Genomic DNA, 22116 nt, shown 5'->3' on the forward strand with positions numbered 1-22116 from the left:
TGCAGGGGGGACCCTGTGGGAGAGTAGGACGCCGCCGAACAATTTTTCCGGGAGACCCCCGTGCCTTGTGGCACGGGGGTTTTCTGCGTTCCGGGCCCATTTCGTGAATACAAGCTCTCGCTCTTGGATCTCCGCCCTGCTCTCTGCTTTCCGCCCGTCGGCGCCTGCCGGGGTGGAAGACCGAGAACAGGGCGGAGTGCGTTCAGAGCCGGCCGGCCGCCTTGAGCGACAGGTAGGCATCGGCCAGTGCCGGAGCCAGGCTCTCCGGGAGCGCGTCGACCACGACGGCTCCGTGGTGGCGGAGCCGTTCCGCGACACGCAGGCGCTCAGCCTGGGCGCGAGTGGCCGCGGCGGCCTCGTAGATCGCCTCCGCCGAGCCCCTCCTGCGGGACATCTCATCGGTGCGGGGGTCGGCCACGGCCGCCACGATCACGGTGTGGCGCCTGGTGAGTTGCGGGAGGACGGTCAGCAGGCCCTCCTCGGCGGGGGCGCCGTCCAGCGTGGTCAGCAGCACGATCAGCGAGCGCTGCGGAGCTGCGGCCAGCGCGGCGGTGCTCATGCCGCGGGTGTCCGTCTCGACCAGCTCGGGTTCCAGCGTCGCCATGGCGTCCACCACCCTCGCCAGCACCTCTCCGGTGGCCGTCCGGCCACGGACCTGGGCGCGCACCCGCCGGTCGTGGGCGAGCAGGTTCACCTGGTCTCCCGCCCGGCCGGCCAGTGCGGTGAGGAGGAGGGCGGCGTCCATCGCGGCGTCGAGCTTAGGCATGTCACCGACCCGGCCGGCCGAGGTACGTCCGGTGTCCAGGACGATCAGGATGTGCCGGTCCCGCTCGGGGCGCCAGGTGCGGACGGCCACCGCCGTCTGCCGCGCCGTGGCCCGCCAGTCGATGGACCGGGTGTCGTCACCCGGCACGTACGGGCGGAGGCTGTCGAACTCGGTTCCCTCGCCACGGCTCAGCGCACTCGTGCGCCCGTCGAGCTCGCGGAGGCGCGCGAGACGGGAAGGCAGGTGCTTGCGGCTGGTGAACGGCGGGAACACCCGGACGTTCCACGGAACCCGGTGGTAGCCCTGGCGCGCCACGAGGCCCAGTGGGCCCGACGACCGGACAGTCACCCGATCGGGGACACGATCCCCCCGCCGGGTCGGCCGGAGCAGCGTGGTGAGCCGCCGTGTCTCGCCGGCGGCGACGGAGAACGTGTGGCGGGGCTCGCCGGTCTCCGCGGCCCTGGCTCCGCTGCTCGGAGACCAGGCGTCGCGGAGCTCGGCACGCAAGCGACGACGGGAGCTGTTGGTCACGGTGAGTTGCACCGAGGCGCCGTCACCAAGTCGAACAGATGTATCACCGGATCGAGTGAAACGCAGGCTGCGCACTGGTGCTGCCAGGGCGTAGTCGCACAGAATGGCTAGCGAGAGGGGGACATTCACCGCGAGTATCCCGGCCCAGCTGGGGGCCAGGATGCCTACAGGGAGTGATCCCGTAGCTGCAAGGAGAGCGGCTCTTCCGGTGAGGGCCATGGTCACCGCCTCATCGGGGGACAGGCACGAGGGCGAGGACCGACGTGATGACGGCGTCCGGGGTGACGCCCTCCATCTCGGCCTCGGGCCGCAGATGGATGCGATGACGGAGTGCGGGCAGAGCGAGGGCCTTCACATCGTCGGGGATGACGTAGTCCCTGCCGGTGAGCCAGGCCCACGCACGGGCGGCGGAGAGCAGCGCGGTGGCGCCGCGGGGGGAGACACCGAGGGCGAGCGAGGGGGATTCGCGGGTGGCACGGCAGATATCGACGACATAACCGGCGACCTCGGGGGAGACCGAGGTCGTGGCGACAGCGGCGCGGGCGGCCTCCAGGTCGGCCGGTCCTGCGACGGGGGATATGCCCGCCGCCTTCAGGTCACGTGGGTTGAAGCCCGCGACGTGACGGGAGAGGACGTTGATCTCTTCCTCCCGGGAGGGAAGAGGCACCGTCAGCTTCAGCAGGAAACGGTCCAGTTGGGCCTCGGGGAGGGGGTACGTGCCCTCGTACTCCACCGGGTTCTGGGTGGCGACGACGAGAAAGGGATCGGGGAGGGGGCGAGGAGTTCCGTCGACGCTGACCTGTCGCTCCTCCATGGCCTCCAGGAGCGAGGACTGGGTCTTGGGGGGCGTGCGGTTGATCTCGTCGGCGATCAGCAGGTTGGTGAAGACCGGACCTGCCTGGAAGGAGAACTCGGCGGTGCGTGCGTCGTAGACGAGGGACCCGGTGACGTCACTGGGCATCAGGTCGGGGGTGAACTGGACGCGCTTGGTGTCGAGTTCGAGGGAGGCGGCCAGGGCGCGGACGAGCAGGGTCTTGGCCACACCGGGGACGCCCTCCAGCAGGACGTGCCCCCGGCAGAGCAGGGCGACGACGAGTCCGGTGACGGCCGGGTCCTGACCGACGACGGCCTTGGCGATCTCGGAGCGCAGGGCTTCGAGTGACGCGCGGGCTTCGTCGGAGTTCCTGGGATCCGCGGAGGTCCCTGGAATCGCCGGGGTCGGGGCGCTCATGACGTGCGTACCTCTCTTTCGAGGGCGTCGAGTTGGTCGGCCAGGCGTACCAGTGCGGTGTCGTCGGCCGGAGTCGGGCCGAAGAGCAGGGCATCGAGGTCGCCGTCGGCGGGGATCCGGGCGGAGAGTGCGGGGACGAGTACGTCCGGGGATTGCGCGTCGCGGGGGGAGACACCGACGAGTGGGGCGAGGCGGATACGTGCCGCTTCGCGGAGCAGGGTGGCGGCACGGTCGCGTGCGCCGGCCTTCCGGTAGAGGCGGGCATGACCCTCCGTCGCTTCGGAGGCGTGGACGGCGACCGGCAGGTTCTCGGTCACCAGCGGACCGAACCTGCGTCCGCGCCAGAGAGCCGCGAGCACTGCGGCGACGGCGAGTTGGAGCGTCCCCCACAACCAGCCGGAGGGGATCAGATCGAAGAAGTCGGGCTGGTCGTCCCCGGGGGAGTCGGCGTCGGTTTCGTGGTCCTGGCCGGAACCACTACCGGTGCGGTGGTCCTGCCCGGAGCCACCACCGGCCCGGTGGTCTTGGTCGGCAGCACGGTCATCGTTCATGCCCTGGCCGCCCTCGGTGGCGGAGGGGTCGGAGAGAGAAGGGAGGTACCAGACGAGATGAGTACGGGAGCCGAGGAGTTGCAGGGCCAGCGAGGCGTTGCCCTCGTGGGCGAGGTGCTGGTTGACCAGGATGTCGGGGGCGCCGAGCAGAACGGTCTCACCGTTCTGCCGCGGGACGACGAGGAGCGGGGTGAGGCCATGGGCCGGGTAGCAGCCGAAGGCTCCGGGCTCCTCCGTCGTGTAGGTGACCCCGCCCAGGTCGGCCGCGCCCGCCCGGCGGGCCGCGGGGAACGAACAGGCCGCGGCGCGTGCGGTCACCCTGACGGTGGGTCCGACGTCCACCCCCGGGGCGAGGACGGGGACGGACGGCTGTCCCGGAGCGATCAGGACGGTGCGGCCCCCGGAGCCGGAGGTGGCATCGGACAGGCGCTGCTGCTGGAACTCGGTGAGCAGGTCCGGGGCGGCGACCAGGAGCGTGCTGTCGGGGCCGGCCGCGGAGACGGCGCCGTCGAGTGTGGTGACCACGTCAGTGGTGACACCGCGCTGTCCGAGGAGTTCCGCCAGGGCTCTGCTGCCCTCCGGGTCGGCCGAGCGGGGGTCGAGCGTCCCGTGATGGCTGCCGGGTTGCAGAGCCGCGATGGTGATACCGCCGATGACCAGGACAAGCAGGGCCAGCAGGAAGCCACGGACCCGCTTCCACACCTGTGCGGGGGTCGCCGCCATGGACGTGGAGCCCGGGGCCGGACGCTCACCGGCAGAGCCGGGGGCGGCACTCGTGCCCGCGGAGCCCGGAGTGGCGCGCGTACCGGCGGGGCCGGGGGCGGCGGTCCGCGTGGATCCGGTCATCCGGCGGCTCCCGTCGTGATGGCGGTGGCGGGCCGCGTCGCTTCGAGGTCGCTGTCGAGGGTGCGGACCGTCAGATACGCGGTCTCGTCCGCCGTGCGGCCGCCGTACGTGAGGGCGTCGAAGGTGCGGGCCGCGGCGCGCAGCCTGGACGCGTGGTCCGGCAGTCGGCGTCCGGCCTCTTCCGCGGCTTCGTCGGCCGTGCGGCCTGGGCGGGGATCGAGCAGTGCGCGTTCCTCCAGGGAGCGGACGATCGCGCGGGTGCGTTCCTGGACCGCCTCGGTCCAGCGGAGAGCGGCCGCGTGCCTCTCGGCAGCGCTGCGGTGCTCGGCGGCGCCGCGCGGCCCGCTCTCCCGGAAGAGGGGCTTGGCCGAGCCGGCCGCCCGTTTCGGTGTACCCAGCCGCCACCAGAGGGCGACGGCCAGGCCGAAGGCCAGGAGGACCAGCGCGAGGACGCCCAGCGGCCCACCGGGCGCGATGCCGGCGGCCGAGTCGAAGAGCCCGCCGATCCAGTCCCAGAAGGAGTCGAGGGCTCGTTGCAGCAGGCCGGGGTCGCCCTCGTGGTACATCCCCTTGGACAGTTCGGTCTCCGCCGCCTCCCGTGCCGGAACCCGTGGCGTGTCCACGGGTATGTCTCCGAACCTCGGACCGGCCCACACCTGCGGCCCCGATGTGGTGGTGCCCCCCGCACCCGTCATGCCATCAGCCTCCGGTGGTCGTGTATCCGGGGAGCCCGGCGGCACGGCCGAGTTCCAGGTCGAGAGCTTCGCGGCGGATGCGCTGGTCGACGTAGAGCAGCGAGATCACGCCGGAGACGAACGGGTACGTCAGCATCGAGACGAGCACGTTCCCGATGCTGGACACGAGGAGGAAGGGCCAGCCGGTCGGGGCCGGGTCGTTGCTGAAGAGGGAACTGGACGCGCCTCCGTCGACGGTGATCCCGATCAGGAGGAAGGGGATGGCGATGACCGTGGACGCGACGGCGACGCAGAGGGAGGTGAGGGCCAGGATGCCGAAGATCCGCCACCAGGCCCCTCGGACCAGCTTCGCGGACCGGCGGAGGGCCTGGGCCACCGACTGACGCTCCAGCACCAGGGAGGGGGCCGCGAGGCAGGAGACGATCATCAGCCAGACGGACACTCCGAACGCGACGAGGCATCCGAGCCCGAGGAGAGCGGCGCCCTCCGTGGAACCGACGAGCAGTCCCGGGGCCACGCCCACCGCCATGATCGCCACGATCGTCACCGCGAGCAGCAGCGCCAGCCCCACCACGCCCCGGATCCGGGGGCGGACCTCCGCCCGGACCTCGGCCGCGGTGGCGGTGCGGCCCAGCACCGAGCGGCTGACCACGACGCCGAGCACCGAGGCGGTGAAGAGGAAGGCGGCCATGCTGAGGACCGCGCTCGGCGCGCTCGTGACGAGCATGGACCGCAGCGCGTCGAAGGACTGGCGGACGGCCTCGGCTTCGGAAGCGTCCGGGTCGATCGTGACCGGCTCGGGGAGAAGAAAGCGCTCGACCAGGACGGAGACGATCTGCACGAAGACGGCGACCACCAGGCTGAGGCCCAGCGCGGTACGCCAGTGGGCGCGCATGGCCGAGACGGAACCGTCAAGCATTTCACCGACGCTCAGCGGACGGAGCGGGACGACACCCGGCTTGGGTGCCACCGGAGCGTGACCCCAGTTCTGAGCTCCGCCCCAGCCCGGGTGCGGCTGGGGCGTGGGGTGACCCCAGCCCGGGTAGCCGCCGGGGTTCTGGTTGCCGCCCCAGCCCGGTGCCGGCGGGGGAGCCCCCGGCCCCGGTGCTGCCGGGGCGGACCACTGGCCGGGCGGCGGCTGGGCGGCGGACCACTGGCCCGCCGTGCCGTTCCCGTCGGCCGGGTTGCCGTTCGGGGCGTGCCCGTCCGCGGAGCTACCGCCTGCGGGGTTTACGGGCGCACCGTTTCCGAGCACGGAGTCCCCGGCGCCGTTCCTGCTCGCGGAGTCCCCGTCCGCGGTGTCCCCGTCCGCGGAGTCCCCGCTCGTGGGCCGGGGCCCGGTGGGTGGTTCGGAGTCGACGGGTCCGGAGGGGCGGGGTACGCCTGCGCCCTGCTCGTCGGAGGGCGCGGATCCGGGCGGGGCCCAGCCCGGAGAGTCGTTCATTCTGGCTCCTTCACCGTCCTGACCGCGCATCGGGGCGGCAGGTTGGCAGCCATCGTGCCACGCGGGGCAGAAGTGCGTTCGAGGTGCTTCTGGTTGGCACCTTCATATGTGGGCCTCCCAGCGGGCAGACTGGGCGGATGGCTGATCAGGACGCGCAATCGCCGGTGGGCATCGAGCCCTCCGCGCTTCCCGTACTCCGCTGGGACGAGCCGCCCGAAGGGCCCGTCCTGGTACTGCTCGACCAGACCCGGCTTCCCGCCGAGGAGGTCGAGCTGGTCTGCACCGACGCACCCGCGCTGGTGCGGGCGATCCAGACGCTGGCGGTGCGCGGGGCACCGCTGCTGGGTATCGCCGGGGCCTACGGCGTCGCCCTCGCGGCGGTCCGCGGGTACGACGTGGACGAGGCCGCGGAGCTGCTGGCCACGGCGCGGCCCACCGCGGTGAACCTCGCGTACGGGGTCCGGCGCGCGGTCCGCGCCCACGCGGCGGCCCTCGCGGACGGGGCGGCCCCCGAACGGGCCGCCGCCGCCGCGCTCGCCGAGGCGCGGGCCCTGCACCGCCAGGACGCCGAGGCCTCCGGCCGCATGGCCCGGTACGGCCTGTCCCTCCTGGACGAGCTGCTGCCGGCCGGAGGCCACCGGCTGCTGACCCACTGCAACACGGGGGCGCTGGTCTCCGGCGGAGAGGGGACGGCGTTCGCCGTCGCGCTCGCGGCACACCGGCAGGGCAGGCTGCGCCGGCTGTGGGTGGACGAGACGCGTCCGCTGCTCCAGGGCTCCCGGCTCACCGCCTACGAGGCCGCCCGGCACGGAATGGCGTACCAGCTGCTCACGGACAACGCGGCGGGGTCGCTCTTCGCGGCGGGGCAGGTGGACGCGGTACTGATCGGCGCGGACCGCATCGCGGCGGACGGCTCCGTGGCGAACAAGGTGGGGAGCTACCCGCTCGCGGTGCTCGCGCGATACCACCACGTGCCGTTCGTCGTGGTGGCACCGACCACGACGGTGGATCGGTCCACCCCGGACGGTGCGTCGATCGTCGTCGAGCGGCGTTCCGGCCGCGAGGTGACGGAGCTCACATCGCCGCGGTCCGCGTCGCGTGGGGGAGAGGGGGGCGGACTGGTCGTGGCACCGCTGGGAACCCCGGTGTACAACCCGGCGTTCGATGTCACACCGCCCGAACTGATCACGGCGATCGTCACGGAGGAGGGCGTCATTTCACCGGTCACGAGGGCCGGACTGGCCGAGCTGTGTGCCAGGTCATCGCAGATAACGATTAGCTAATGGGATGATGTCGATTATGAAGGGACGCGTCCTTGTCGTCGACGACGACACCGCACTGGCCGAGATGCTCGGCATCGTGTTGCGTGGAGAAGGTTTTGAACCGTCGTTCGTAGCGGACGGCGACAAGGCACTTGCTGCCTTTCGGGAGGCGAAGCCGGACCTGGTGCTGCTCGACCTCATGCTGCCCGGACGGGACGGCATCGAGGTCTGCAGGCTCATCAGGGCCGAGTCCGGCGTGCCGATCGTGATGCTCACCGCGAAGAGTGACACCGTCGATGTGGTGGTGGGTCTGGAGTCCGGGGCCGACGACTACATCGTGAAGCCGTTCAAGCCCAAGGAGCTGGTAGCCAGGATCAGGGCACGCCTGCGGAGGTCGGAGGAGCCGGCGCCCGAGCAGCTGACCATCGGTGACCTGGTCATCGACGTGGCCGGGCACTCGGTGAAGCGGGAGGGCCAGTCCATCGCGCTGACCCCGCTGGAGTTCGACCTGCTGGTCGCGCTCGCCCGCAAGCCGTGGCAGGTCTTCACCCGTGAGGTCCTGCTGGAGCAGGTGTGGGGCTACCGGCACGCGGCGGACACCCGTCTGGTGAACGTGCACGTCCAGCGGCTCCGTTCCAAGGTCGAGAAGGACCCGGAGCGGCCCGAGATCGTCGTCACCGTGCGCGGCGTCGGCTACAAGGCCGGACCCAGCTGACATGACCCGAGGCAGCGCTGCTCCTGGCCCCGGGGAGCCCGGAGCCCCCGAGGAGCGGGCTGCCGGACCGGGGCGTTCCGCTCTCCTCCGGGGCGGCCGGTTGTTCACCGACCGGACGCCCGGAGGACCTTTCCCGCGCCTTCTGCTGCGCTGGGTGCGGCGTCCGCTGCTGCCCGCCGTGCGGGTGTGGCGCCGCAATCTCCAGCTGCGGGTCGTCGCCGGCACCCTGCTGATGTCGCTCGGAGTCGTGCTGCTGCTCGGTTTCGTCGTCATCGGACAGGTGCGCAACGGTCTGCTCGACGCCAAGGGCAGAGCGGCCCAGACCCAGGCAGCCGGCGGGTTCGCCGCGGCCCAGGCGAAGGCGAACGAGCCCCTGACGCCGGGCCGCGAGGAGGGCTCCGACGGCATGTCGGCCAACACCTCCTGGCGTACCGACCTCGTCGACCAGCTCGCCAGCGGCGGCGCCAACGCCTTCAACGTGGTGGCGCTCAGTCCGGACTCCGTGAGCCGGGGCACCGCCAGCCGGGCGCCGCGCGGTTCGGGGAGCGTGGAGGCGTCCAGCGTCCCGGACCGCCTGCGCGAGTCGGTCGACAAGGGCCCGGGCGCGTTCCAGACGTACTCACTGATCCGGTACTCCTACGGCAAGTCCCAGCCCGGGCTCGTCGTGGGCAAGCGGCTCTACGACATCGACCACAACCCCTACGAGCTGTACTACCTCTTCCCGCTCACGCAGGAGGAGAAGTCCCTGTCGCTGGTCAAGACGACGCTCGCCACCGCAGGTCTCTTCGTCGTGGCCCTCCTCTGCGCCATCGCCTGGTTCGTGGTGCGCCAGGTCGTCACCCCCGTGCGGATGGCGGCCGGCATCGCCGAGCGGCTTTCGGCGGGGCGGCTCCAGGAGCGGATGAAGGTCACCGGCGAGGACGACATCGCGCGGCTCGGCGAGGCCTTCAACAAGATGGCCCAGAACCTCCAGCTGAAGATCCAGCAGCTGGAGGAGCTGTCCCGGATGCAGCGCCGTTTCGTCTCCGACGTCTCGCACGAGCTGCGGACGCCGCTCACCACCGTGCGGATGGCGGCCGACGTCATCCACGAGGCGCGGGTGGACTTCGACCCGATAACCGGCCGCGCCGCCGAACTGCTCGGCGATCAGCTCGACCGGTTCGAGTCCCTCCTCTCCGACCTGCTGGAGATCAGCCGGTTCGACGCGGGAGCGGCGGCGCTGGACGCCGAGCCGATCGACCTGCGGTCCGTCGTCCGCAGGGTGATCGGCGGCGCCGAACCCCTGGCGGAGCGGAAGGGCACCCGCATCCGGGTGGTCGGCGACGAACTGCCGGTCGTGGCGGAGGCCGACCCCCGGCGGGTCGAGCGCGTCCTGCGCAACCTCGTCGTCAACGCCGTCGAGCACGGCGAGGGCCGCGACGTCGTGGTGCGGATGGGCGCGGCCCAGGGCGCCGTCGCCGTCGCGGTGCGCGACTACGGCGTCGGTCTGAAGCCCGGCGAGGCGACGCGCGTCTTCAACCGGTTCTGGCGCGCCGACCCGGCCCGCGCCCGTACGACCGGGGGCACCGGGCTCGGGCTGTCCATCGCCGTGGAGGACGCCCGGCTGCACGGCGGCTGGCTCCAGGCGTGGGGCGAGCCCGGTGGCGGCTCGCAGTTCCGGCTCACCCTTCCCCGTACGGCGGACGAGCCGCTGCGCGGTTCCCCGATACCCCTGGAGCCCGAGGACTCCCGGCGCAACGTCGCGGACCGCGAGCGCACCACCGACGCGGGGGACGCACACGCCGACGGCCGGCACCGGGTGATGGCCGTGCCCCACCAGCCCAGCTCCTCCGACCGGGGCACGCTGCCCGCGTCCGCCCGGCCCGGTGCCTCGCGGCAGGCCCCCGCATCGGTCCACCCCGCGGCGCTGCCCGGCAGTGGCGCCCGGGTGGTGGCCCGCCCGGGCGCCGCTCCCGCCGCCCCCTCAGCGCAGATCCCCGGGCAGGCCCGGGAACAGATCCCCGAGCAGGCCCGGGAACAGACCCCGGACAGGCTCCCGGACCAGGAGGACACCCGACGTGGGTTCTGACCGCCGTAGGGACGGCCGCCGCCGCAGAGCCGGGCGGGCGACCGCGGTGCTCGGCCTCGGCATCCTGCTGCTGGCCGGCTGCGGGTCGATGCCCGTCGTCGGGGACGTCAAGTCCGTCGACGCCTCCCAGGCGGGCGACGCCCAGGTGCAGGTCTACGCCGTTCCGCCCCGCGACGGGGCGGAGCCGGGCGAGGTGGTCGACGGCTTCCTGGAGTCGATGACGAGTGACGACCCCTCGTTCCGGACGACCCGCACCTATCTGACGCAGGACGCGGCCCGCACCTGGCGCCCCGCCGCCGGCACCACCGTGCTCGCCAAGGCCCCGAACCGCAACGCCCCCGCCCCGCAGGGCCCGGAGGACGACGCGACGGACACCACGTACACCCTCAGCGGCCAGAAGGTTGCGGAGGTCGACGCGCAGAGCTCGTACCAGCCGATCGCGCCCGCCGACTACGTGCAGAGCCTGCACCTGGTGCGGGAGAAGAGCGCCGACGGCAAGCAGGAGTGGCGGATCAGCTCGGTGCCGGACGGGCTCGTGCTCGGCCAGTCCGACTTCAAGCGGCTCTACCGTTCGGTCAACACCTACTACTTCGCGGCCGGCTCGGCGGGCGGTCCCGCCGCGCTGGTCGCCGACCCCGTCTACGTACGCAACCGGACCGACCCGGTGACGCGGATGGACGCCACCACGCAGACCATCCGGACCCTCCTCGACGGGCCGACCGACTGGCTGCGGCCCGTCGTCGATTCCAGCTTCCCCACCGGTACGACGCTGCAGAAGGGCGTCACCTCGCTGGCGCCCGACGACCAGAACGTCCTCAAGGTGCCGCTCAACAAGGAGGCCGCCCACGCCACCCGGAGCGCCTGCCGGAGGATGGCGGCCCAGGTGCTCTTCACCCTGCGGGATCTGACCTCCGCCCGGGTCGAGCAGGTCGAGCTGGAGAACGGGCGGAAGGTGCTCTGCTCGCTGGGCGCCGAGGAGACGGCCGGGTTCACCCCCGACCACGGCTCCGGAGCCCCCGTCGGCCAGTACTTCGTCGACGAGGGGAAGGTGCAGCGGATTCCCGGTTCGACCAAGGGCAGCGGCGACCCCGTACCCGTGACCGGTCCGCTCGGCGAGGGCACCCGGCCGATGAACGCGGTCGGCGTCTCCCGCGACGAGCAGAAGGCGGCCGGGGTGACGACCGACCGGGCGCGGCTGTACGTGGCGTCCATCGTCGAGGAGGGCGAACTGCCCGCCGACGCCCCGGTCGTCAGCCACGCGGCGTCCGCCGACAACCGCCTGTCGGCACCGAGCTGGGACGGCCGGGGCGATCTCTGGGTCGCCGACCGCGACCCGGACGAACCCCGGCTGCTCAGGCTGGCCGGCGGCGAGGGCGCCCCGCAGGAGGTCGCCGTACCGGGCCTCGGCGGCGAGCGGATCGAAGCGCTCCGGATGTCCGCCGACGGGGTGCGGATCGCGCTGCTCGTGGGGGAGAAGGGCCACCGGACGCTGAAGATCGGCCGGGTCGAGAGGGTCGGCTCCGGTGCCACGCAGCAGGTGTCCGTGCAGGACCTGCGCCAGGCCGCGCCGCAGCTCACCGACGTCACCGCGGTCTCCTGGTCCGGACGCGGCCGGCTGGTCGTGGTCGGCAAGGAGGAGGGCGGGGTCCAGCAGGTGCGTTACGTGCAGGCGGACGGATCCACCTCGTCCTCCGAGGTACTGCCCGGTGTCAACCAGGTCGAGTCGATCGCCGCGGCCGACGACGAACTCCTGCCGCTGATGGCGGACACCATGAGCGACGGCATCGTGAAGCTGTCGCCCGGCGACAACTGGCAGACCGTGCTGAAGAAGGGCACCTCGCTGGTCTACCCGGGCTGAGGCCCCCGGCTCCGCGGGTCTCCTCGGGCTGAGCCCCCGATGCCGTGGGTCTCCCTCCGGCCGAGGCCGGCCCCGGCAGGTGTCCGGCGGCGTTGTCCACAGGGGTGGCGGGGCCGTGCGGCGGCGGGCAGGGTGGTGCTGTGCGGGAATGGTGGCGGGAGTTCGCCGGACTGGTCCTGCCGGTGGCCTGCGGGGGCTGCGGCAGGCCGCGTACGGAGCTGTGCGCCGCCTGCGGCGACGCGCTGAGCGGCCGGGAGCCGTGCCGGGTGCGGCCCTCGCCCGAGCCGCCCGGACTCCCGGTGGTGCACGCCGTCGCCCCGTACGAGAACGCCGTGCGCGCCCTTCTGCTGGCTCACAAGGAGCGCGGCGCCCTGGCGCTCGCGGGGCCGCTCGGCGACGCCCTCGCGGCCGCCGTACGGGCCGGGCCGGGGTGGTCCGGGCAGGACGGGCCCCTGCTGCTCGTGCCCGTCCCCTCCGCCCGCCGTGCCACCGCCGCGCGCGGGCACGACCCGGTACGGCGCCTCGCCCGCGCGGCGACCGCCGCGCTGCGGCGGTCGGGCACCCCGGCGCGCGTCCTCCCCTTACTGCGGCAGCGGCGCCGGGTCGCCGACCAGGCGGGGCTCCGGGCGGCCGAGCGGTGGGCCAACCTGGCGGGTGCGCTGGAGGCCGTCCCCGGCTCGGAACGGCTCCTCGCGACCGGCCGGGTGGTGCTGGTGGACGACCTGCTGACGACGGGCGCGACGCTGGCCGAGGCGGCCCGCGCGGTGGGTCCGGTACGGCCCCGGACGGGCGCGTTCCCGCCTCCCTGGGCAGCTGTGGTCGCAGCATCTCCGTCTGCCTTCGGAATAAACCGGAACTGACAGAAATGTTTCATCTCCGCAGGTCGTGGAAGGGCAAAGCGACCTGAACGGAGGTACGCGTGAGTAGCGGGTGCCGAGAAGGCGGTCGGCACGCTATGTTCGGTGGTGAGGAATGGTGAACCCCAGGCCTCGACGAATGCACCACCAGGTTTCGGGCAGGCCGACAGCCGGAGTTCAGCTGTCGGAAGATCGGTGGGATGGTGAACCCGCCGGTGGGCAGGAGGAGGTGGAAGGTCACCTAGTCCGAGGCTCCGGAATGCCACTGGAGCCTGGTGCAAAAGGGAGGCGCTCCGCCACCGTTGCGGAGCGATCCGGGAACGGAGTTCTGCGTGGACATCGTCGTCAAGGGCCGCAAGACCGAGGTGCCCGAGCGGTTCCGCAAGCACGTGGCCGAGAAGCTGAAGCTGGACAAGATCCAGAAGTTCGACGGCAAGGTGATCAGCCTCGACGTGGAGGTGTCCAAGGAGCCGAACCCCCGTCAGGCCGACCGTTCCGACCGGGTGGAGATCACGCTCCGCTCGCGCGGTCCGGTGATCCGGGCGGAAGCGGCTGCGGGCGACGCGTACGCGGCGCTGGACCTGGCCACGGGCAAGCTGGAGGCGCGGCTGCGCAAGCAGCACGACAAGCGCTACAGCCGCCGCGGCAACGGCCGTCTGTCGGCCGCCGAGGTCGGCGACGTGGTGCCGGGCACGGCAGCGTTCGACGAGGACGGCGAACTGGTCAACGAGCAGGCGGACCAGGAGGTACCCACCACGAAGTTCGGTTCGCTGGAGGTACAGGGCGAAGGCCCGCTGGTGATGCGCGAGAAGACGCACGTGGCGGCTCCGATGATGCTCGACCAGGCGCTCTACGAGATGGAACTGGTCGGCCACGACTTCTACTTGTTCGTCGATGCGGAGACCAAGGAACCCAGCGTCGTCTACCGGCGGCACGCCTACGACTACGGTGTCATCCATCTGAGGACCGACCCCCTCGCCGCCGACGAGGCCGGTGGCGCGGGCGGTGCGCTCGGCGGCTGACGAACCGTTTTCGCGGTGCCCCTGGAGAGCGTGCGCGCCCCCGGGGGCACCGGCGTGCGACCACGGGACCTCCGTTCCGGCGGCCGGGCATGAAAGCATGGCCCCCCGAGCCAATCGGTATGCGGTGCAGTGCCGTTGGCGACCGTGTGTGATTTCAGGCCGTGGCCTTCAGGGGGAGGAACGATGGCGGACACCTTCGGGCCCGTGCGCGACACGAATGTTTCCGGAGAAGCTGCCCGAACCCGAGCCGGCGCGGACGAGGACACCTCGCCCCGCAAGGAGCCCATCCGGGTCCTGGTGGTCGACGACCACGCGCTCTTCCGCAGGGGACTGGAGATCGTTCTCCAGCAGGAGGAGGACATCCAGGTCGTCGGCGAGGCGGGAGACGGTGCGGAGGCCGTCGACAAGGCGGCGGACCTGCTGCCCGACATCGTGCTGATGGACGTTCGGATGCCCAAGCGCGGCGGCATCGAGGCGTGTACCGCCATCAAGGAGGTGGCCCCCAGCGCGAAGATCATCATGTTGACGATCAGCGACGAGGAGGCCGACCTCTACGACGCGATCAAAGCCGGTGCCACCGGATATCTGCTCAAGGAGATTTCCACCGACGAGGTGTCCACGGCGATCCGGGCCGTCGCCGACGGGCAGTCCCAGATCAGCCCGTCGATGGCGTCGAAACTCCTCACCGAGTTCAAATCGATGATCCAGCGCACCGACGACCGGCGACTTCTCCCCGCGCCCCGGCTCACCGACCGTGAGCTCGAAGTCCTGAAACTCGTGGCCACCGGCAAGAACAACCGCGACATCGCCAAGCAGTTGTTCATTTCCGAGAACACCGTCAAGAACCACGTCCGCAACATTCTGGAGAAACTCCAGCTCCACTCGCGGATGGAAGCCGTGGTCTATGCCATGCGGGAGAAGATCCTGGAGATCAGGTGAGAGATCGGGCGAGCCCCTTCAGGGCTGCTGCGAGCGCCCCGGTCAGCGGCTCCCGCAGCTCCGGGGTGTCCACCCGTTCGAGCCGTACGTCGGTGCAGCCGACCCAGGAGGCCGCCTCCACGAGCGCCTCGGCCATCGGCGCCACCGCCTTGGGGCTCGCCAGGGACACCTGACGAGCGACCAGCGTGGTGCCCTCGCGCGCCGGGTCGACGCGTCCCTGGAGCCGTCCGCCGGCCAGCAGGGGCATGGCGAAGTAGCCGTGCACCCGCTTGGGCTTCGGGGTGTACGCCTCCAGGCGGTGGGTGAACCCGAAGATCCGCTCGGTGCGCGCGCGTTCCCAGATCAGGGAGTCGAACGGCGACAGCAGTGTCGTACGGTGGCGCCCGCGCGGTTCGGTGGCCAGCGCCTCCGGATCGGCCCAGGCGGGCTTCCCCCAGCCCTCCACCGAAACCGGTACGAGCCCGGAGCCGGCCACCACGGCGTCGAAGTCCTCGGCCTTCAGCCGGTGGTAGTCCGCGAGGTCGGAGCGGGTGCCGACACCCAGCGAGCGGCCGGCGAGCGCGACGAGCCGGCGCCGGCACTCCTCGTCGCCCAGGTCGTCGTGGAGGAAGCGGTCGGGGATCGCCCGCTCGGCGAGGTCGTAGACACGCTTCCAGCCCCGGCGTTCGGTGCAGACCACCTCGCCGTACATCAGGGCGCGCTCGACCGCGACCTTCGTCGCGGACCAGTCCCACCACTCGCCGCCGTTCTTCGCACCGCCGAGCTGGGTCGCGGTGAGCGGACCCTCGGCGCGCAGCTGCGCGATCACGGTGTCGTACGTGCCGGCGGGCAGCTCGTGGTGCCACTGCGGGCGGCCGCGGTAGGCGCGGCGGCGGAACGCGAAGTGCGGCCACTCCTCGACGGGCAGCACGCACGCGGCGTGCGACCAGTACTCGAAGGCGCGGCCCCCGGACCAGTACGCCTCCTCCACCGCCTTGCGGCCGATACCGCCCAGCCTGGCGTACGGAACCAGCTCGTGGGACCTGGCCAGTACCGAGATGGTGTCGAGCTGGACGGCCCCGAGATGGCGCAGCACCCCGGGCACCCCGGCACGCCGGTCCGGCGCGCCCAGGAACCCCTGGGCGCGCAGCGCGATCCGGCGGGCCTGATCGGCGGAGAGTTCGACCACGGGAGGCTGCACGGGCGGCTCGGACGTCATGGAGGCACCTTAAAGGGCACCACCGACAGCTGTCGGGGGTACGGCCGAGGGCCCTCCGATCGGGGCGGGCCGGGCAGGCGGGCCGTGCCCCGCTTCAGCCCGGCGGGGGCAGGTACGCGGCGGACCCCGGCGGACGCGCCCCCGCCTCCGGCAGCCCGGAGCCGGTGACCCGGAGGCCGAGGCGGGCGGGAATCCGGCCGGGGCCGGACGCCGGCAGCCCCAGGTCGGCCGGGAGGAGCGAGGCGCTCCAGAGGTCCCGGCGCTTGTCCCCGGCAGCGGCTGCGGCCCCGGTGGCGGGGACCCCGCCGGCCGCTGCCGCCGTGCCGCCGGGGGGCTCCCCGGCTGCCCCGCCGGCCGCCCCGGGCCGCCGCCCGTCGTCCAGCCGGAAACCGGCGCGCAGGGCGACCGCCCGGGAGGCCACGTTGCCCGCCTCGGCCCACCACTCCAGCCGGACCGCCCCCAGCACCGAGAACGCCCAGTGCGCCGAGCGGACCACCGCCTCCGTCCCGTACCCCTGGCCGCGGTGCTCCCGGGCCAGCCAGTAGCCGACCTCGTACGTGCACGGGCCCGGCCGCCGGACGAGTCCGAGGGCGCCCGCCAGCGTGCCGTACCGCTCGACCAGCGCGAAGTGGTAGCCGGAGTCGTCCCGCCAGCCCGCCGGGGCGAGGGTGCTCGTGAAGAGTTCCGCGTCGGAGCGCAGGTACGGCGACGGGATCTCCGTCCAGCGGAGGATCTCCGGGTCCTGGCAGGCGAGGTGCACCGCGTCCGTGTCCCCGGGGGTGAATGGACGGAGCAGCAGGCGTCGGGAGGTGAGGGTGATCGGCTCCATGGGCGCATTCTGGTGACCGCGGGGCCCGGCCGTGAGCACTTTCCGGGCTTCCCGGCACCTTCCAGGCTCTTCGGCCGTTGTCCTGGAAGGCGCGGTGAGGTCCACCCAGGGGCAGCCCTCCCGGCGCGGCGGTGTCCTCGCTTACGATGGCCGTTGCGGTGGGGCCCACCTGCCGTGCCCGCGCCAGAGTCCGTCAAACGACCCAGTGCCAGGCCCGACCGGCAAGGAGACCAGCCTCAGTGTCCGTCTTCAACAAGCTCATGCGTGCAGGCGAAGGCAAGATCCTGCGCAAACTGCACCGCATCGCGGACCAGGTCAGCTCCATCGAAGAGGACTTCGTCAACCTCTCCGACGCCGAGCTGCGGGCGCTCACCGACGAGTACAAGACACGGTACGCGGACGGCGAGAGCCTGGACGACCTGCTCCCCGAGGCGTTCGCCACCGTCCGTGAGGCCGCCAAGCGCGTCCTCGGCCAGCGCCACTACGACGTCCAGATGATGGGCGGCGCCGCCCTGCACCTCGGGTACGTCGCCGAGATGAAGACCGGTGAGGGCAAGACCCTCGTCGGCACCCTGCCCGCGTACCTCAACGCGATCTCCGGCAAGGGCGTCCACCTGATCACGGTCAACGACTACCTCGCCGAGCGCGACTCCGAGATGATGGGCCGGGTCCACAAGTTCCTCGGCCTGACCGTCGGCTGCATCGTCGCCAACATGACCCCGGCGCAGCGCCGCGAGCAGTACGCCTGCGACATCACGTACGGCACGAACAACGAGTTCGGCTTCGACTACCTCCGCGACAACATGGCGTGGTCGCAGGACGAACTCGTCCAGCGCGGCCACAACTTCGCCGTGGTCGACGAGGTCGACTCGATCCTCGTCGACGAGGCGCGTACCCCGCTGATCATCTCCGGCCCGGCCGACCAGGCCACCAAGTGGTACGGGGACTTCGCCAAGCTGGTCACCCGGCTGACCAAGGGCGAGGCGGGCAACCAGCTCAAGGGCATCGAGGAGACCGGCGACTACGAGGTCGACGAGAAGAAGCGGACCGTGGCCATCCACGAGTCCGGCGTCGCCAAGGTCGAGGACTGGCTCGGGATCGACAACCTCTACGAGTCGGTCAACACGCCTCTCGTCGGGTACCTCAACAACGCCATCAAGGCGAAGGAACTCTTCAAGAAGGACAAGGACTACGTCGTCATCGACGGCGAAGTCATGATCGTCGACGAGCACACCGGCCGTATCCTCGCCGGCCGCCGCTACAACGAGGGCATGCACCAGGCGATCGAGGCGAAGGAAGGGGTGGACATCAAGGACGAGAACCAGACCCTCGCCACGATCACCCTGCAGAACTTCTTCCGTCTCTACGGCAAGCTCTCCGGCATGACCGGTACGGCGATGACCGAGGCCGCCGAGTTCCACCAGATCTACAAGCTGGGCGTCGTGCCGATCCCGACGAACCGGCCGATGGTCCGCCTCGACCAGTCCGACCTGATCTACCGCACCGAGGTCGCCAAGTTCGCCGCCGTCGTCGACGACATCGCGGAGAAGCACGAGAAGGGGCAGCCGATCCTGGTCGGCACCACCTCGGTCGAGAAGTCCGAGTACCTCTCGCAGCAGCTCTCCAAGCGCGGTGTCCAGCACGAGGTGCTCAACGCCAAGCAGCACGACCGTGAGGCGACCATCGTCGCCCAGGCCGGCCGCAAGGGCGCCGTCACCGTCGCGACGAACATGGCCGGCCGAGGCACCGACATCAAGCTCGGCGGCAACCCCGACGACCTCGCCGAGGCGGAGCTGCGCCAGCGCGGCCTCGACCCGGTCGAGCACGTCGAGGAGTGGGCGGCCGCACTCCCCGCCGCGCTGGAGAAGGCCGAACTGGCCGTGAAGGCGGAGTTCGAGGAGGTCAAGGACCTCGGCGGGCTGTACGTCCTCGGCACCGAGCGCCACGAGTCGCGCCGCATCGACAACCAGCTGCGCGGTCGTTCCGGCCGTCAGGGCGACCCGGGCGAGTCCCGCTTCTACCTCTCGCTGGGCGACGACCTGATGCGCCTGTTCAAGGCGCAGATGGTCGAGCGCGTGATGTCGATGGCGAACGTCCCCGACGACGTGCCGATCGAGAACAAGATGGTCACCCGCGCCATCGCCTCCGCCCAGTCCCAGGTCGAGCAGCAGAACTTCGAGACGCGTAAGAACGTCCTCAAGTACGACGAGGTGCTCAACCGCCAGCGCGAGGTCATCTACGGCGAGCGTCGTCGCGTCCTGGAGGGCGAGGACCTCCAGGACCAGATCCGTCACTTCATGGACGACACGATCGACGACTACATCCGCCAGGAGACCGCCGAGGGCTTCGCGGAGGAGTGGGACCTCGACCGGCTGTGGGGCGCCTTCAAGCAGCTCTACCCGGTGAAGGTCACCGTGGAGGAGCTGGAGGAAGCCGCGGGCGACCTCGCGGGTGTCACGGCGGACTTCATCGCCGAGTCCGTCAAGGACGACATCCACGCGCAGTACGAGGAGCGGGAGAACTCCCTCGGCTCCGACATCATGCGTGAGCTGGAGCGCCGCGTGGTCCTCTCGGTCCTCGACCGCAAGTGGCGCGAGCACCTCTACGAGATGGACTACCTCCAGGAGGGCATCGGCCTCCGTGCCATGGCGCAGAAGGACCCGCTGGTCGAGTACCAGCGCGAAGGGTTCGACATGTTCAACGCCATGATGGAGGGCATCAAGGAGGAGTCGGTCGGTTACCTCTTCAACCTCGAGGTCCAGGTCGAGCAGCAGGTCGAGGAGGTCCCCGTCAAGGAGGACGCCGACCAGCCCTCGCTCGCCAAGGAGGGTGCCGGTGTCGCGGCGGCCTCCCGGCCCGAGATCCGCGCCAAGGGCCTCGAAGCCCCGCAGCGCCCCGACCGCCTGCACTTCTCCGCCCCGACGGTGGACGGCGAAGGCGGCGTCGTGGAGGGCGAGTTCGCCGACAGCGCCCCCGAGGGCGACGGCCTGACCCGCGCCGAGCGCCGCAAGGCGCAGAAGAGCGCGGGCGGCGGCGGACGTCGCCGCAAGAAGTAGTACCCGCGAGAAGTACGACCGGCGGGGCCGGGACCTCCACGGAGATCCCGGCCCCGCCGGTTTTCCGTACCCGCGGCCCCGCCGGTTTTCCGTACCGCTGGGGCAGCCGTTGGTGGCCGGGCGGCGGGTTCAGGCCGGGAGGCGTTCGCCGCCCAGCTCCACCGCGGCGCAGCGCCAGCGCAGATCGGCGCCCTGCTCCAGCCGGAACGCCATGGCGTGCACCCGGCCGCCGCCCGAGATGGACGCGAACGCCTCGACCACGCCGGTGGCGGGCTGTGCGCCGTAGCACCCGCGCAGTACGGGGCTGCTGCCCCAGGCGGCGCGCAGCGGGGCGAGTTCGGCGAGCTGGTCGTACGCCTCGCCCACGGTGTGGCCGAGCATCCAGTGCACCGGGCGGCGCCCGCTCAGCACGGCGAGCAGCCGTTCGGCGAACCACTGGTGGGGGCGTACGGGGCCCCGCGCGGCGAGCGGGCTCCGCTGCGCCGGGACGGTCCCGGGGCGGCGCGGATCGCGGCGGCCGGCGGGCCTGCCGCCTCCCGGGCGGGTGGCCCCGCGCTGTTCCGTACGGGTGCGCCGATCCGCGCTCGAGATCCTGGTCCGGTCCGTGCTCATGGTGTCGCCCCCGTGTGAGGCCGCCCGGTCGTGCCGTGCGGCAGCATTGCGTTGCGCATCTTCTACGGGGAGTCGCGCGGGGGCCGCAAGGGCCGGCGGGGCCGTCCGGGGCGCACGGCGCGGATCACCTATCCGGGTGAGGGGGCGGGCACCCGGGGCCGTGGAGCGGGCGCACGGCCGCGTCCCCGGGCCGTGCGCCGGTGGGCGCCCGCCCGCCCCGAAGGGGGACCGCCGACGTATCCTGAGGGGGTCTGTCGACTACGAAAGCGGCCAAGCCATGCGCGTGTACGTCCCCCTGACCCTCTCCGGTCTCGCCGCGGCGCACGAGGCGGGCGAGCTGGGCCCCGGACCGCTGACCGCCTACGCCGTCACCCCCGGGCTGCGCGAATGGTACGTCTCCGACGACATCGAGGAGCTGGAGTACGCGGCGCTCAACCGGGCCGCCTCCGCCTCGCTCAGACTGATCGCCGCCCTGCCCGGGGAGCCGCGCCGCCGGGTCGTCGTCGCGTTCGACGTACCGGACGGCGACGCCCTGGGCGACCCCGGCCAGGGGCCGGACGCCGCCTCGGTCGGCGAGGTCCGCCTCGGCTCCGTCGTGCCGCTCGACAAGGCGGCGGCCGTGCACGTGGACGCCGACGACGCCGAGAAGGACGTGACGGCCGCCGCCGCGGCCCTGGGCGCCGCCGACCTCGGCGACGACGACGCGCAGTTCACCGTGGACGGCGCGGAGGACCACGAACTGCTCTGGTTCGGTGTGCAGGAGATCCCGCAGCTGCTCGGCTGAGGGGGACGGGCAGGCGCCCGGCAAGGGCTGGCCGGGGGTGACCCTCGCCGGTTGTCGGACCTGCCGAGTACGGTCTTTCCCATGGCGAAGCACGGCGCGAAGCGCACCCACCTGGTCTGGGACTGGAACGGCACCCTGCTGGACGACATCCACGCGGTCCTCGGGGCGACCAACACGGCCTTCGCCGAGGTGGGGCTCGCGCCGATCACGCTGGACCAGTACCGCGCGACGTACTGCGTGCCCGTACCGCTCTTCTACGAGCGGCTGCTCGGCCGGATACCGGACGACGCCGAGTGGGAGCGGATGGACGTTCTCTTCCACGACGCGTACGCCGAGCTCCGCGCCGCCTGCCGCCTCACCGACGGCGCCGCGGAGCTGCTCGCGGGCTGGCGACGGGACGGCCGCAGCCAGTCCCTGCTGAGCATGCACGGCCACGAGCAGCTGATACCCACCGTGCGCGGGTACGGCATCGAGCCGCACTTCGTACGGGTCGACGGACGCACCGGGCCCTCCGGCGGCAGCAAGGCGCTCCACATGGAGCGGCACTTCGCCGCGCTCGGCACGGTCGCCCCCGAGCACGCGGTGATCATCGGGGACGCGGTGGACGACGCCGTGGCCGCCGCGCACGTCGGCGCGCGGGCGGTGCTCTACACCGGGGGCTCGCACGACCGGGCCAGCCTGGAGGAGGCGGGGGTGCCGGTGGTGGACAGCCTCGCCGAAGCGGTGGCGCTGGCGGAGTCCATGGAGGTCTGAGACGAGCGCGGCCCGGGGGCGGGCCCGCCCCCGGGCCGCGCAGGGGCCGCCGGCCCCCCGGGGGGTCGGTACTTCACACGGCTGTAAAACACTCACAAA

General features: G+C 72.1%; 18 protein-coding genes. 10 read left to right on the forward strand and 8 right to left on the reverse strand.

Going from position 1 to position 22116, the window contains the following annotated elements; all coding sequences use genetic code 11:
• Nucleotides 1-202: 202 nt before the first annotated feature.
• From ACWCSV_RS33150 to ACWCSV_RS33170, 5 genes are all read right to left on the reverse strand, one after another.
• A complete protein-coding gene (locus ACWCSV_RS33150; RefSeq protein ID WP_451148715.1) occupies nt 203-1516 on the reverse strand; it encodes a DUF58 domain-containing protein in 1314 nt (437 codons plus the stop codon).
• 10 nt (nt 1517-1526) lie between these two features.
• Entirely contained in the window at nt 1527-2528 is a 1002-nt protein-coding gene (locus ACWCSV_RS33155) for an AAA family ATPase (protein WP_451148717.1), read from the reverse strand.
• Nucleotides 2525-3802: a DUF4350 domain-containing protein gene (locus tag ACWCSV_RS33160; RefSeq protein WP_451148745.1), complete on the reverse strand. Its 1278-nt coding sequence runs from the start codon at nt 3800-3802 to the stop codon at nt 2525-2527. Before ACWCSV_RS33160 ends, ACWCSV_RS33155 begins: the two co-directional genes overlap by 4 nt.
• Nucleotides 3803-3921: 119 nt before the next feature.
• The gene (locus ACWCSV_RS33165) at nt 3922-4620 is read right to left on the reverse strand and encodes a DUF4129 domain-containing protein (RefSeq protein WP_451148719.1); all 699 of its coding nucleotides are present in this window, start codon (nt 4618-4620) and stop codon (nt 3922-3924) included.
• A 4-nt stretch (nt 4621-4624) separates the two neighbouring features.
• Entirely contained in the window at nt 4625-6064 is a 1440-nt protein-coding gene (locus ACWCSV_RS33170) for a hypothetical protein (RefSeq protein WP_451148721.1), read from the reverse strand.
• A gap of 137 nt (nt 6065-6201) precedes the next feature.
• Here ACWCSV_RS33170 and mtnA point away from each other — a divergent pair, with 137 nt between their 5' ends.
• From mtnA to ACWCSV_RS33205, 7 genes are all read left to right on the forward strand, one after another.
• The gene (mtnA, locus tag ACWCSV_RS33175) at nt 6202-7347 is read left to right on the forward strand and encodes an S-methyl-5-thioribose-1-phosphate isomerase (protein WP_451148723.1); all 1146 of its coding nucleotides are present in this window, start codon (nt 6202-6204) and stop codon (nt 7345-7347) included.
• A gap of 4 nt (nt 7348-7351) precedes the next feature.
• Nucleotides 7352-8041 (forward strand): two-component system response regulator MtrA, encoded by a 690-nt coding sequence (gene mtrA, locus ACWCSV_RS33180; protein ID WP_007448372.1) that lies wholly within the window; start codon nt 7352-7354, stop codon nt 8039-8041.
• Between the two features lies 1 nt (nt 8042).
• Complete coding sequence (mtrB, locus tag ACWCSV_RS33185) at nt 8043-10109, forward strand: MtrAB system histidine kinase MtrB (RefSeq protein WP_451148725.1); 2067 nt, start codon at nt 8043-8045, stop codon at nt 10107-10109.
• Complete coding sequence (locus ACWCSV_RS33190) at nt 10099-11967, forward strand: LpqB family beta-propeller domain-containing protein (protein WP_451148727.1); 1869 nt, start codon at nt 10099-10101, stop codon at nt 11965-11967. The genes mtrB and ACWCSV_RS33190 overlap by 11 nt, the downstream gene beginning before the upstream one ends.
• Nucleotides 11968-12107: 140 nt before the next feature.
• Nucleotides 12108-12827, forward strand: a complete 720-nt coding sequence (locus ACWCSV_RS33195; protein WP_451148729.1) for a ComF family protein — start codon at nt 12108-12110, stop codon at nt 12825-12827.
• A 329-nt stretch (nt 12828-13156) separates the two neighbouring features.
• Entirely contained in the window at nt 13157-13846 is a 690-nt protein-coding gene (hpf, locus tag ACWCSV_RS33200) for a ribosome hibernation-promoting factor, HPF/YfiA family (protein WP_451148731.1), read from the forward strand.
• Between the two features lie 183 nt (nt 13847-14029).
• On the forward strand, nt 14030-14785 hold the full coding sequence (locus tag ACWCSV_RS33205; protein ID WP_266704996.1) for a response regulator: 756 nt from the start codon (nt 14030-14032) through the stop codon (nt 14783-14785).
• Here the strand turns inward: ACWCSV_RS33205 and ACWCSV_RS33210 are convergent.
• Both ACWCSV_RS33210 and ACWCSV_RS33215 read right to left on the reverse strand, forming a co-directional pair.
• On the reverse strand, nt 14778-15983 hold the full coding sequence (locus tag ACWCSV_RS33210; protein WP_451148733.1) for a winged helix-turn-helix domain-containing protein: 1206 nt from the start codon (nt 15981-15983) through the stop codon (nt 14778-14780). The genes ACWCSV_RS33205 and ACWCSV_RS33210 overlap by 8 nt on opposite strands.
• Nucleotides 15984-16077: 94 nt before the next feature.
• Nucleotides 16078-16812: a GNAT family N-acetyltransferase gene (locus tag ACWCSV_RS33215; RefSeq protein ID WP_451148735.1), complete on the reverse strand. Its 735-nt coding sequence runs from the start codon at nt 16810-16812 to the stop codon at nt 16078-16080.
• A gap of 239 nt (nt 16813-17051) precedes the next feature.
• Here ACWCSV_RS33215 and secA point away from each other — a divergent pair, with 239 nt between their 5' ends.
• The gene (gene secA / locus ACWCSV_RS33220; protein WP_451148737.1) at nt 17052-19868 is read left to right on the forward strand and encodes a preprotein translocase subunit SecA; all 2817 of its coding nucleotides are present in this window, start codon (nt 17052-17054) and stop codon (nt 19866-19868) included.
• A 129-nt stretch (nt 19869-19997) separates the two neighbouring features.
• Here secA and ACWCSV_RS33225 read toward each other — a convergent pair whose 3' ends face one another.
• Entirely contained in the window at nt 19998-20480 is a 483-nt protein-coding gene (locus tag ACWCSV_RS33225) for an Rv3235 family protein (protein ID WP_451148739.1), read from the reverse strand.
• Between the two features lie 277 nt (nt 20481-20757).
• Between ACWCSV_RS33225 and ACWCSV_RS33230 the strand changes: the two genes are divergently transcribed.
• A complete protein-coding gene (locus ACWCSV_RS33230) occupies nt 20758-21264 on the forward strand; it encodes a DUF6912 family protein (RefSeq protein WP_451148741.1) in 507 nt (168 codons plus the stop codon).
• Nucleotides 21265-21345: 81 nt separating this feature from the next.
• A complete protein-coding gene (locus ACWCSV_RS33235) occupies nt 21346-22017 on the forward strand; it encodes an HAD family hydrolase (protein ID WP_451148743.1) in 672 nt (223 codons plus the stop codon).
• Nucleotides 22018-22116 lie beyond the last annotated feature (99 nt).

Source organism: Streptomyces sp. NPDC001770 (assembly GCF_053596135.1).